The 12,810-nt window shown below is 38.4% G+C and carries 11 protein-coding genes; 3 read left to right on the forward strand and 8 right to left on the reverse strand.

Going from position 1 to position 12,810, the window contains the following annotated elements; translation table 11 throughout:
• Positions 1–86: 86 nt before the first annotated feature.
• The 7 genes from ACIQXW_RS09365 to ACIQXW_RS09395 all read right to left on the reverse strand — a co-directional run bounded on the left by ACIQXW_RS09365 (position 87) and on the right by ACIQXW_RS09395 (position 10,070).
• Positions 87–1,628, reverse strand: a complete 1,542-nt coding sequence (locus ACIQXW_RS09365; RefSeq protein WP_402761441.1) for a 2-isopropylmalate synthase — start codon at positions 1,626–1,628, stop codon at positions 87–89.
• On the reverse strand, positions 1,615–2,649 hold the full coding sequence (gene ilvC / locus ACIQXW_RS09370) for a ketol-acid reductoisomerase (protein ID WP_340824023.1): 1,035 nt from the start codon (positions 2,647–2,649) through the stop codon (positions 1,615–1,617). Before ilvC ends, ACIQXW_RS09365 begins: the two co-directional genes overlap by 14 nt.
• A gap of 96 nt (positions 2,650–2,745) precedes the next feature.
• On the reverse strand, positions 2,746–3,261 hold the full coding sequence (gene ilvN / locus ACIQXW_RS09375) for an acetolactate synthase small subunit (RefSeq protein ID WP_173478925.1): 516 nt from the start codon (positions 3,259–3,261) through the stop codon (positions 2,746–2,748).
• Positions 3,258–5,021: a biosynthetic-type acetolactate synthase large subunit gene (gene ilvB, locus ACIQXW_RS09380; RefSeq protein ID WP_340824022.1), complete on the reverse strand. Its 1,764-nt coding sequence runs from the start codon at positions 5,019–5,021 to the stop codon at positions 3,258–3,260. Before ilvB ends, ilvN begins: the two co-directional genes overlap by 4 nt.
• Positions 5,022–5,533: 512 nt before the next feature.
• Positions 5,534–7,204 carry a dihydroxy-acid dehydratase gene (gene ilvD / locus ACIQXW_RS09385; RefSeq protein WP_340824021.1) on the reverse strand — a complete coding sequence of 557 codons (1,671 nt, stop codon included), beginning with the start codon at positions 7,202–7,204 and terminating at the stop codon, positions 5,534–5,536.
• A 380-nt stretch (positions 7,205–7,584) separates the two neighbouring features.
• Positions 7,585–8,907, reverse strand: a complete 1,323-nt coding sequence (locus ACIQXW_RS09390) for a D-arabinono-1,4-lactone oxidase (protein WP_402761446.1) — start codon at positions 8,905–8,907, stop codon at positions 7,585–7,587.
• The gene (locus tag ACIQXW_RS09395; RefSeq protein WP_402761449.1) at positions 8,895–10,070 is read right to left on the reverse strand and encodes an amino acid deaminase/aldolase; all 1,176 of its coding nucleotides are present in this window, start codon (positions 10,068–10,070) and stop codon (positions 8,895–8,897) included. Before ACIQXW_RS09395 ends, ACIQXW_RS09390 begins: the two co-directional genes overlap by 13 nt.
• Positions 10,071–10,565: 495 nt before the next feature.
• Here ACIQXW_RS09395 and ACIQXW_RS09400 point away from each other — a divergent pair, with 495 nt between their 5' ends.
• Entirely contained in the window at positions 10,566–11,111 is a 546-nt protein-coding gene (locus ACIQXW_RS09400; protein ID WP_401017335.1) for a cysteine hydrolase family protein, read from the forward strand.
• Positions 11,112–11,229: 118 nt separating this feature from the next.
• Positions 11,230–11,487 carry a GlsB/YeaQ/YmgE family stress response membrane protein gene (locus tag ACIQXW_RS09405; RefSeq protein ID WP_340824015.1) on the forward strand — a complete coding sequence of 86 codons (258 nt, stop codon included), beginning with the start codon at positions 11,230–11,232 and terminating at the stop codon, positions 11,485–11,487.
• 40 nt (positions 11,488–11,527) lie between these two features.
• On the opposite strand, the gene ACIQXW_RS09410 is transcribed toward ACIQXW_RS09405, so the two are convergent.
• Positions 11,528–12,223 carry a lytic transglycosylase domain-containing protein gene (locus tag ACIQXW_RS09410; protein WP_402761452.1) on the reverse strand — a complete coding sequence of 232 codons (696 nt, stop codon included), beginning with the start codon at positions 12,221–12,223 and terminating at the stop codon, positions 11,528–11,530.
• 159 nt (positions 12,224–12,382) lie between these two features.
• On the opposite strand from ACIQXW_RS09410, the gene mscL reads away from it, so the two are divergent.
• A complete protein-coding gene (gene mscL, locus ACIQXW_RS09415; protein WP_402761455.1) occupies positions 12,383–12,772 on the forward strand; it encodes a large conductance mechanosensitive channel protein MscL in 390 nt (129 codons plus the stop codon).
• Positions 12,773–12,810 lie beyond the last annotated feature (38 nt).

The following is a 12,810-nucleotide window of genomic DNA, read 5'->3' on the forward strand; positions in this document are numbered from 1 at the left end:
TAAAACACCTTTCTTTTTATAGAGTATGGTTACGCTGTTTTAGGAAAGACTCTCACCTATTTCAGGCAGGTGAGAGCCAAATCAAATTAAACTAGTTGACCTTGAGCTCGAAGACTTACTTGGATTAAATGTCGATTAATCGCATTTAAATAAGCTTTCGCAGATGCTTCTAATACATCTTGCGATGAGTTTCGTCCCGTTGTTGATACACCATCGTATCGAATATTAATGACAGCTTCACCAAGTGCATCGCGCCCTTTGCCGACAGACTTCACACGGTAATCTATAACATTGATGTTACCTGGCACAAGCTGTTCTAATGTATTAAAAATAGCTTCTACTGAGCCTGAGCCCGTTGCCACTACATTTTTCACATGGCCTTCTGGCGTCACAACAGTTGCAGTGGCTGTCGGAATATTTTCTGTACCATATTGTACCTGTACCATTTTTAGTTCAAATAATGGCACATCTTCAATTTGTACTTGTTGCTCCGTAAGAAGTGTTAGCAAGTCTTCTTCCGTAATTTCCTTTTTACGATCTGCGAGCTGTTTAAATTCAACAAATGCTTTGTTTAGCTTTTCGTCTGACAGTGTGAAACCCATTGTTACTGCACGATCTCGGAAGGCAGCACGTCCAGAATGTTTTCCAAGGACAAGTGGCACTTCACCTTCGCCAATTAATGCCGGTGAAATAATTTCGTAAGTTTCAGGATTTTTTAGCACGCCGTCTTGATGAATACCAGACTCATGGGCAAATGCATTTTTACCAACGATTGCTTTGTTCGGCTGAATAACGACATTCGTTAGTTTACTTACTAATTGAGATGTGCGCTTAATTTCTTGTAGATTAATACCTGTTTCCACAGGGTACATATCTTTACGGATATGAAGAGCCACAGCGATTTCTTCTAGTGCAACATTCCCTGCACGCTCTCCGATACCGTTCATTGTTCCTTCTATTTGTGAAGCACCATTTTCGATAGCTGCGATTGTGTTCGCCGTCGCCATCCCTAAGTCATCATGGCAATGTGCTGAGAATTTAACTTTTTCAGCACCTTTCACATTTTCTAGTAAAAATTTAAATAATGCCCCATATTCTTGTGGAGAAGCATAGCCAACTGTATCAGGCACGTTAATCGTCGTTGCACCAGCAGCAATAACATCATTCATAATACGGACTAAAAATTCACGATCCGATCGGAAAGCATCCTCTGCAGACCATTGCACAAGAGGGAAGTATTTTTTCGCATACTTCACAGCTTCAATTGCTTGCTCTACTACTTGCTCTGGTGATTTTTTCAGCTTGTATTCCATATGAATTGGAGATGTTGCTAAAAATATATGAACATGTGGTTGTTCTGCTACTTTAATAGCTTCCCATGTTGTATCTATATCTTTTTGGACGCAACGAGCTAGCCCTGTAACGATTGAATTTTTCACAGTACCGGCAATTCGGTTGACCGCATCAAAATCACCAGGAGATGAAGCAGGAAAACCTGCTTCAATAATCGTTACACCTAGTCGTTCAAGTTGCTTAGCAATTTCAATTTTCTCTGCTGTATTTAAGTTAATACCTGCAGATTGTTCGCCATCGCGAAGTGTTGTATCGAAAATATCAATTTTTCGCACTTGTAGCCACTTCTCTCACAACTTTTTCCTTACCTTCATTAATGAATGGCATCATTGCACGTAATTTTGCACCAACTTCTTCAATTTGGTGGTTAGCACCAGCTTCTTTGAACTTCGTATAGTCTGGACGACCATTTTCATTTTCTTGAATCCAACGACGAGCAAATGTACCATCTTGGATATCTGTTAATACTTCCTTCATACGACCTTTAACAGATTCGTCAATGATACGTGGACCTGCAACATAATCACCCCACTCAGCAGTATCTGATACTGAGTAACGCATTGTTGCCATACCACCTTCAAACATTAAGTCCACGATTAATTTTAATTCGTGTAATGTTTCGAAGTAAGCAAGTTCTGGTTGGTAGCCAGCCTCTACTAATGTTTCGAATCCTGCTTTTACTAATTGAGTTGCCCCACCGCAAAGTACTGCTTGCTCACCGAATAGGTCTGTTTCTGTTTCCTCTTTGAATGAAGTTTCAAGTAAACCACCGCGTGCTGCACCAATACCTTTACCGTAAGCAAGAGCTAAATCTTTTGCTTGACCAGTTGCATCTTGATGGATTGCGAATAAACCTGGTACACCTGCACCTTGTTGGAATTGACGACGAACTAGATGCCCTGGACCTTTTGGTGCTACTAAAAATACGTCAACATCTGCAGGTGGTGTAATTTGACCGAAGTGAATATTGAAACCATGAGCGAACATAAGAGCTTTACCAGCTTCTAAATATGGAGCAATTTCAGCTTCATAAACTGCTTTTTGACGCTCGTCTGGAAGTAAGATTTGAATTACATCTGCTTGTTGAGCTGCTTCAGCAACTGTTTTTACATCTAAGCCATCCGCTTTTGCTGCGTCGAAAGATCCGCCTGGACGAACACCTACTACTACATCGAATCCTGATTCTTTAAGGTTTAATGCATGTGCATGACCTTGTGAGCCGTAACCGATAATTGCGATTTTTTTCCCTTTTAATACGTCCTCGTTGATGTTTTGTTCATAGTACATAGTAGCCATTGTTTGTTTCCTCCTAATAGTGGGTTTATTTTTTTGCTTGCGATTATTACTACTTATTCAGTATTGCAAATCACAAGTTTCAATTTTATATGCAAACTATTTTAAAATAGAGAGCTGTGTATTCATGATTTTTTGTGTTTCACGAACAGATGCTGTAGCACCCGTACGTGTTAATTCTTTAATACCATATGGGCGAATTAGCTCAATAAAGGCATCAATTTTTTCTGGATGTCCTACCACTTGATATGTCACAACGTTTTTCGCTGTATCAATAATTTGTGGGCGGAACGGTTCAACAATTGAGTTCATTTCCAGACGTAAATTTGGTGGTGAAATAACCTTCACAAGCGCTAGCTCACGAAGCACGATAGATTTATCTGTAATGTCATTGACTTTTAACACATCAATTTGCTTCGATAGTTGCTTCACAAGTTGTTCAATTTTCCGCTCATCTTCTACATTTACAACAAAAGTCATTTTAGAGAAGTTTGGCTGTTCTGTATGACCAACTGTGATCGATTCGATATTGAATTGACGCTTCATAAGTAAACCTGTTACACGGTTTAGTACACCACTTTGATTAATCACTGTTACGGTAATTACTCGTTTCAATTCTTTTTCACCCCAATCATTTCATGTAACCCTTTACCTGGTGCAACCATTGGGTATACACATTCAAGCTGTTTTACGCGGCAATCGATTAACGCTGGCTCGTCATTAAGAAGTGCCTCACGGAAAATACTTTCCGCTTCGTCAATTGTGTCAATTCGATAGCCTTTAATGCCGTATGCATCCGCTAATTTAACAAAGTCTGGCTGGATCGGCATAAGTGAAGATGAATAACGCTCTTCATAAAATGTTTGTTGCCATTGGCGTACCATTCCTAAACAGCTGTTATTTAAAATCACAATTTTTACTGGTAAGTTGAATTCTTGTAATAATGAAAGCTCTTGTGCAGTCATTTGGAATCCTGCATCGCCTACAATGGAAACAACTTTTTTGTCTGGCTTCGCAAACTGGGCTCCAATTGCGGCCGGGAAGCCGAAGCCCATCGTACCAAGTCCACCAGACGTTACCCATCCATGATCATTGTTTAAGCGGTAATATTGCGCAGCCCACATTTGATGCTGCCCTACATCCGTCGTAACAATGGCATCTCCTTCAGTAATTTTATGCACAAGCTCTAGTGCTTCCTGCGGTAAAACTTCCGAGTCACCAGCTTCTTTTGTATACCAAAGCGGATATTCATTTGCGTGATTATTTAAAAACTCTAGCCATTGTGCAGTATCTGGACCATCAAAGTCTTTTTTCAATAAAGATTTTAGCGCCTCTTTCGCATCCGCAACGATTGGGATATCGGTTGGTACGTTTTTACCAATTTCAGCCGGATCGATATCGATATGGACAATTGTCGCATTCGGTGCAAACGTTGCTAAATTCCCTGTTAAGCGATCATCAAAGCGAGCACCGATATTTAAAAGTAAATCTGATTTCGTAATCGCAATATTCGCTGTTACTGTCCCATGCATCCCTGCCATACCAATGAATAATTCATGGTCACCATGGATGGAGCCGAGACCTAATAATGTATTGGCCACTGGAATTCGATACTTTTCAGCGAATGTCGTTAATTCTTCACGTGCATCTGCAAATAGTACACCAGCTCCTGCTAAAATTACTGGATTTTTAGCTAATGAAATTGCTTGAATAGCCTTTTGAATTTGTAAATAGTTCGGCTTATAAGTTGGCTGATATCCCGGTAAATAGATTTCTTCTGGTTCTTTTGGTGGATTATCTACATCAAACAGCATTTGAGAGACGTTTTTTGGGAAATCCACAACAACTGGTCCTTTACGGCCTGTGTTGGCAATATGGAAAGCTTCTTTCACAATGCGTGGAATATCATTCACATCCTGCACTTGATAGTTATGCTTTGTAATCGGTGTTGTAATGCCCATAATATCTGCCTCTTGGAATGCATCTGTTCCAATAACAGATGTTGCTACCTGACCAGTGAAAACAACTAGTGGAATTGAATCAATCATCGCATCCGCAATACCTGTTACTAGATTCGTTGCACCTGGACCACTTGTTGCGATAACAACTCCCGGTTTATTCGATACACGTGCATAGCCTTCAGCTGCGTGAATGGCACCTTGCTCGTGACGTGTTAAAATATGACGAATTGGGTTTTTGTACATTGCATCGTATATTTGAAGTACTGCCCCACCTGGATAACCAAAAATTATCTCTACATCTTGATCATGTAGCGCTTGGACTAAAACGTCTGCACCGTCTTTCGCTTGAAAAGTTTGCGCTACTTCTTCTGTCGCCAATTGTTCTTTTTCATTAATTGAAACATTCGTACTCATCAAAATATGCCTCCTTCTTGTCTATCGATTCACAACAGCATACGACTACCTGTTCTAGTTAATGAACACTTTAATGATTTAACGTCGAAAAGGTTAAGCAATTTATGCTGGAAAACATAAAATAGAATATACTGTTCTTTTTGAAAAAAAATAAAAAGCCCTTTTCTCCGAACGCAAATAACTACCTTGCGTAGGGATGAAAAAGACTTTTCATGGTACCACCCTTGTTTATAGCAATAAAAATTGCTACCTCGCGAATAAATGAAAGCATTTATGCACCAATGTAAGTAAACTTACATCCAATACGGTGTCATAAATCATTTATTCATTAATAACGAGCACTTCGATTATGCCCGGAACTATCTAATGGCGATCACGCGTTTAATAGTTCACTCCGAGGGGATGTCGGATCTAGTTGTATCGCCGGCTTCCAGCATGACCGGCTCTCTGGTAGATACAAGGCTCTAGAACCTTTAACCTCATCAACGTTTTAACTTATTTATTTTTTAATACTAAATCTTCATAACGCCACCAGTTGATGCACTTGTCACTAATTTTGAATACCTTGCTAACCAGCCACGTTTGATTTTCGGTTCAAAAATCGGCAGTTTAGCACGACGTTCTGCTAATACTTCATCGGATACTTCTAAATTGATTGTACGATTCGGTAAATCAATTGTAATAATGTCACCATTTTCAACTAAAGCGATTGGACCGCCTTCTGCTGCTTCCGGCGAAATATGCCCTATTGAAATACCGCGAGATGCACCTGAGAATCGACCATCAGTAATTAACGCCACCTTGGTACCAAGACCACGACCTTGAATTGCTGATGTTGGTGCTAACATTTCAGGCATCCCTGGGCCACCTTTTGGTCCTTCATAACGAATGACGACTACATGGCCTTCCTTAACATTACCGTTATCAATATTTTCTTGTGCTGCCTCTTGTGATTCGAAGACAATAGCTTCCCCTGTAAATACTTTAATAGAAGGATCTACAGCACCAACTTTAATAACTGAGCCATCTGGTGCAATATTGCCAAATAACACCGATAAACCACCGACTGGACTATAAGGATTGTCTTTTGTACGAATGACTTGATCATTCGTAATCTCATAATCTTTTACTAGTTCACCCATTGTTACACCTGCAACAGTAGGACGATTTGGATGAATAGCACCTGGAATAGATGTTAATTCATTGATGATGGCACTTACACCACCTGCTTTATTAATATCATCCATAGAAACATCTGAAGCTGGCATAATTTTCGCTAAATACGGTACTCGCTCTGCAACTTTATTAATATCTTCAATGTTATAGTCAATTTCAGCTTCATTGGCAATTGCTAATGTATGTAGAACCGTATTAGTGGAACCACCCATTGCCATATCTAGTGCAAATGCATCGTCAATTGCTTCTTTTGTAATAATGTCACGCGGCTTAACGTCTTCTTTAACCATTCGCACTAGTTGTTTAGCGGCTTCCTTAATAAGTTTATGTCGTTCCTCAGAAGTAGCAACGATTGTTCCGTTGCCTGGAAGTGCTACACCTAGCATTTCCATTAAACAGTTCATAGAGTTCGCTGTGAACATCCCTGAACATGATCCACATGTTGGACATGCATTATTTTCAATATCTAACAGCTCTTCAGCTGACATATTGCCTGATTTATGAGCCCCTACACCTTCAAAAACTGAAGTTAAAGAAAGCTGTTTTCCTGTAGCAGATGTTCCCGCCTCCATTGGGCCACCAGATACAAAAATCGATGGTACGTTTGTACGGACCGCTGCCATTAACATCCCTGGTGTGATTTTGTCACAGTTTGGAATGTAAAATACTCCATCAAACCAGTGTGCATTAATAACTGTTTCTGCTGAATCTGCTATAATTTCACGGCTAGGTAAGGAGTAACGCATACCAATATGCCCCATTGCAATACCATCATCAACACCGATTGTATTAAATTCGAATGGAATACCACCCGCTTCAATTATTGCTTCTTTCACTACATCAGCAAATGTACGTAAATGAACATGACCTGGAATAATGTCAATATAAGAGTTACAAACCCCAATAAATGGTTTCCCTAAATCTTTTGCTTTTACTTTGCCTGTTGCATATAAAAGACTTCGATGTGGCGCACGATCTACGCCTACTTTAATCATGTCACTTCTCATATTAAACGCCCCTCATTTATTGCTATGTTCGTTGATATATACAAAATGTTCTGTCTATTTTGTTTTTGCCTTAGCATATTGCCTTTGTTGGCAGCTAATTGTTGTAACGAACGTATTAAATTGTTGTTATCATAGTACGAATAACTATACTAAGTCAACAGTGTTTTTTGAATTGTTTAAAAAATTCAAATACTCTGCTAAATATGAAATCGTTTACATGCTGATTAAGCATCACTTTTATCTCGAATTGATAAATATTTTGACATTTCGTTCAAATTTTAATTTTTTTATAATAAACAATATTCAGTATGAATTAATTGTAAAAGTACTTATTGTTTTCCATCCCTTTTGACGAGTAAATTTACGATTAATTCGAAATTTTATAATATGAATAATTGTTCTAGGTAATGTGTGAGAAATACTTTATCAGGATCATATTGTGCACGAACTGCTAAAAATTTATCTATATTTGGATACAATGCCTGGACATGTGAAGCTGTTAAATGACTTTGTTTTCCCCAATGTGGCCGTCCCTGATACTTTTGCATTAGGTAATGGATCCATTTAAAATAAGGCTCCTCTGACATTCCTTTATACATATGAAATGCAATAAACGCTGATTCCTGTCCCTGCGTTGGACTTAAATAACCGGATTCGCCAGCTGTTGTTCGGCATTCCAGTGGAAAATGCACGTTCAAATGTCCTTTTTTAAACGTTGCATGAATCTCTTCTATACATGCTTCAAATTGCGGTAAAGCTATCGCGTACTCGCTTTCTTGGAATTTTACACTGCGAGGAGAGGGAAAAATTTCATAGCTTATACCTATCTTCTCTGCCTCCACCACATTTGCCGCAGCTAATTTGCTCATCGCACTACTTAAGGTTGGCTTCCACTTACATAATTCCGAAATGGCAAAAAACGCACCATTTTCTACTATTTGAAGTTTTATATTTTCTACGACCTTACTCCATTGACTCTGATAGACAGGAGCCATTGCATTCATCCGTTTAATTTGAATCGTCTCACTGCCTGGGAAGTAAAACCACTCCACATGACGATGCTGTCGTATATCATTGGCGAATGTCGCAAGCCCATTTGTTAATGTATCCCTAGACCCAATATAATGTAAGCCATATAGCGGTAACACTTTAATTGTTACCTTTACAAGTACACCAAGCATGCCGAGTGAGACATGCAGTGTCTCGGATAATTCATCAGCATCTCTATCATGTTCGTGATATGTTCCATTCCCATCGACAAAACACCAGCGTGTCACTGCCGACGATAGCGAACCTAACGTCACACCTGTCCCATGTGTACCTGTGGATACTGCACCAGCAATTGTTTGTTCTTGAATATCGCCCATATTAATGAGACCAAAACCGTGTTTTGCGAGCTGTGGACCAATTTCATATAAATATGTTCCTGCCCATAATGTCGCCTCTTGTTTTTCCGCATCAATCGAGATGAGCCCTCGCATATTATGTAATGAAAGTGCAATATGCTCTGGCATTGCAACAGCACTAAAAGAATGAGCTGCACCTGTGACACGAATCGTTTTCTTTGTATCACGCGCATGCTTCACTACGTTTACGACTTCTTCTATAGAACGAGGCAAATACATCTCACTTGGATAAGAAATAATATTACCTGCCCAATTCGTCCATTTTTCTCCACTTTTCCACTTTTCTATAGAAAACATTGGCCATCCCCCCTATATGTTGCAAAGCTACCTACGTATTGGTCTCCCCTTATTCCATGTAGTGTTTGAAATCTTTCGCATAGCTCCCCGGCTTTTGCATGACGAAAATAAATGGTGTCACCAATTGCGATAGTTTTACCTTTCACTTTAATAGGTGTCTGCACCTCTCCTGCCCCTTCTAAACTGAGAAATGAAAAATAAGCAGGCTCATAAAATGCTGGATATCGATCAACTGCCATCGCTCCAGATGCTGGATAGCCACCACCATGACAAACAACAATATAATTTGCCGGTTTTCGCGTAACACGGAGTGCAAAACCTGCTGCTTTGGCAAGTTGCAAATGGGAAAACTGATCAAAAAGTGCTGGTGCATAAAATGCTGAGCCAACTGTGATTTCCGTCACTTCTTTCTGCTCAGCCGTATACGTCATACTTCCTGTCCCACCACCATTGACAAAGCGTAATTTTGGAAAATATGCTTTAATATGCGCAACTGCTAATCTACGAAACTGTGTAACTTGCTTTTTTGCTTGTGTTTGCATTAAATCTATTAATCTACCTTTTATAGCATTTGCAGGACGATTACCTACACCCGCTATTTGCGCTTCATAGCCCATGACACCTACAACTTCTATGTGCGATTGCTCTTTTATATATAATAAGAATGGTGTTATCGACTCCAACGAATGGAGAGAGGATCGCTTCGTTCCAAAATAGAGCACTTTAAAATCTGTCGATAAATTGATATCAATACAAATAGATACTTTAATATCAAGCTCCGATCCAATTTTCTCTAAAAATGCTACATGTTCAAGTCTATCAACCATAAATGTGATCGTTCTTCCTTCTTTCACAAACTGTAACAGCTGTCGAACTGCTATTTCTTCCATAATTGGATAGCCAAGAAGAACATCATCAAAATGTTGTTCAAGTAAAAATAATGTTTCTGCTGCAGTAAAAGTCATGAAGCCTGCTACGTTTGAAAGGTTTTGCTGTACATAATGCAGCACCTCTACCGAACGGATTGATTTTGTGGCAACGCGGATTTTTTTTTGCCCGCATGCTTGTTGAACTTTTTTAATATTTTCATCTAGTGCGTCAAAGTCAAGCCATGCAAATGGTCGCTCTAGCCCATTGAATGCTTGCTGAAATCTTGTAGTCATCAAATCCCCCCATATGCTTTATATATTTGACAATAGATAGAAAAATTCACCTTTTAAAATAAAATGCTTGTCTACTTTCTACTTGCAATACCAACCGAGCTTGTCATGGGTCTTGCATTCTAGCTTTACAATATATAGAGACAACAAAAAACAACCGTGGACTACGACGAAATTGCCTTCACGGTTGTTTTAGTATAGGTCAAGCATTGTACTCACCTTTCTATTGTATTTTTAATTACGAAGCAAATAAAAACTCCGCAGCTAAATTTAACACCACTACTAAATGTAACGCAGCGATTAAGAATCCTTGGCGATCTAAACGTTTCATAACAGACATATTCATAAACTATCACCTCTCCTTTTTTCACATTATACGCTCACATTCTTCAATTTTCAAACTATTCTTAATATTAAAATATGACTATTTTTCTGACAACCAAAACCAAATATGGCATGATAAAGAGTGAAATCATGCCTAAAGGAGTGGAGAAAATTTTGAAAAAAGCATTACTTGTCATTGATTACACAAATGATTTTGTAGCGGCGGACGGCAAACTATCTTGTGGAGAACCCGGACAATTACTAGATACGCCCATTGCCACATTAATAGAGCAATTTATTGCTGAGAAAAATTTAGTGGTCTTTGCTAATGACTTACATGAAGAAAACGATTCGTTTCATCCCGAAACAAAGCTTTTTCCTCCTCATAATATTCGGGGCACGCTTGGGCGCAATCTATACGGACATGTTGGTAAAGTTTATGACTTGCATAAAGAAAAAGTAATGTGGCTTGATAAAACACGCTATAGTGCGTTTGCAGGAACAAATTTAGCCATTTTACTAAAAGAACGTGGCATAGAGGAAATTCATTTAGTGGGTGTTTGCACAGATATTTGCATTTTGCATACTGCTGTAGATGCTTATAATTTGGGCATTTCTACAGTTATTTATGCAAATGCTGTAGCTAGCTTTGACGCAGCTGGTCATCATTGGGCTTTACGTCATTTTGAACATACATTAGGTGCAAACGTTGTGAAATAATATAATGAAATCATAAAAAAAGAAGCTGTTTAGGTTTAATTATCTCCAAAAAGGATATAACTAAGTAATGCCATTATAGAAATGCCATTATATCTTAACTTTAAGGAGATGGATAATTTTGATTAGTTTCATTTGGTTTTTAATTATCGGAGGAATTTTAGGTTGGTTAGCTGGAGTCATTTTAGGAAAAGATGTTCCTGGAGGCATTATTGGTAACATTATTGCCGGGATTGTCGGTTCTTGGATAGGTAGTATGGTTTTAGGAAATTGGGGTTGGAGAGTTAGTGATTTTTATGTATTCCCAGCATTAATCGGTGCAATCGTACTTATCTTCATTGTAAGTCTTATTTTAAAGGGTATGCGTAAAGCAGCCTAATTATGTACAAAAGAGCCATTCTAAAGAATGGCTCTTTTCGTTATTTTGAATTCATAAGAACTGCTGTTTTTAATTCATCATGGTAATCATTATACAAATTATAGTAATGTAACACATTGCTAACGTATTCCTCGCTATGATTATAATTAAAAACTGCCCGTTTTACATCACCTTTAGCAGCACCATACTTTGATAAATAATTTGCTGCACTAAACACTGCATCTTCAATATCATATGGATCGGCGATGCCATCACCATTTGCATCGACTCCGTAGCCACCATATTTTTTTATTATAGCTGGATCCATTAGTTCTGCTTTTGAAATATTGCCCTTGCCCAGTCCAGAGCAAGTTGGATGCTTCCAGCCTACAAATGTGCAGGGCATAAATTGCATATGACCTACAGCACCAGCCGGTGATACAAGAGATTTCATGGAGGAAAATCGCGTTTCAATGCGATGATGGGCTGCTAACAATGTCCAAGGCACTCCATATTTTTCTTCAGCCGCAACATATACGGGAATATATTGCTCTGGAATGTTCATATCAAAATTTTGCTGTATTTCTTCAATTGCCTTTTGTTGCGCAAGTTTTTCAAAGATAGGAAATGTTTGAAGTTCCCTCCACGCAAAAAAGGCGAGTACATACACAGTAATCGCTACAGGGATTAATAAAGCTATCATCCCCATCTTTACAGTTGGTGATAGCAGTGGTTTCTTTTGTTTTTTTTTCGCCATATGTCACACCTAATCATTCTTTGTCTACTTCCATATTACCAAATTTACCGTTTTATGTTGTAGATTTTTTCTATTTTTATTTTTACTTTGTTATAATGAGGCAAATATAGTAAAATACAATTCGATTGTTTTAATGGATATTAGTAGGAGGATTTTTTTATGTGGAAAGACTTTAAGGAATTTGCTATGAAAGGTAACATCATTGATTTAGCGATTGCAGTTGTAATTGGTGGTGCTTTCGGTAAAATTGTTACATCTTTAGTAGAAAATATTATTATGCCATTAGTTGGTGTTTTAACGGGTGGCATTGATTTAACAAAAAGCTTTATGTTTGGTTCAGGTACAGCCCAAGTCAAGCTTGGCGTATTTTTACAGTCCATCGTTGACTTTTTAATTATTGCTTTTGCCATTTTTTTAGCTTTGCGTCTGATGACTAAATTTACTAGAAAAAAAGAGGAAACGGTTGTAGAGGAGCCTACACCAGAGCTCGATGCAAAAGAGGAACTTTTAAAAGAAATTCGCGATTTATTAAAAAAACAACAAGCTTAATAAACAAGGCTATAGAGCAATTCGTTAAATTCGAATAC

Origin of the sequence: Lysinibacillus sp. NPDC097162, assembly GCF_044762185.1 — a bacterium.
GTDB lineage: Bacteria > Bacillota > Bacilli > Bacillales_A > Planococcaceae > Lysinibacillus.

What these genes read in the sequence shown, in the direction of transcription:
- ACIQXW_RS09395 (WP_402761449.1), bottom strand. Translation starts at nt 10,070, where the DNA reads ATGACTACAAGATTTCAGCAAGCATTCAATGGGCTAGAGCGACCATTT.
- ilvD (WP_340824021.1), bottom strand. Translation starts at nt 7,204, where the DNA reads ATGAGAAGTGACATGATTAAAGTAGGCGTAGATCGTGCGCCACATCGA.
- ACIQXW_RS09390 (WP_402761446.1), bottom strand. Translation starts at nt 8,907, where the DNA reads ATGTTTTCTATAGAAAAGTGGAAAAGTGGAGAAAAATGGACGAATTGG.
- ilvC (WP_340824023.1), bottom strand. Translation starts at nt 2,649, where the DNA reads ATGGCTACTATGTACTATGAACAAAACATCAACGAGGACGTATTAAAA.
- mscL (WP_402761455.1), top strand. Translation starts at nt 12,383, where the DNA reads ATGTGGAAAGACTTTAAGGAATTTGCTATGAAAGGTAACATCATTGAT.
- ilvB (WP_340824022.1), bottom strand. Translation starts at nt 5,021, where the DNA reads ATGAGTACGAATGTTTCAATTAATGAAAAAGAACAATTGGCGACAGAA.
- ACIQXW_RS09410 (WP_402761452.1), bottom strand. Translation starts at nt 12,223, where the DNA reads ATGGCGAAAAAAAAACAAAAGAAACCACTGCTATCACCAACTGTAAAG.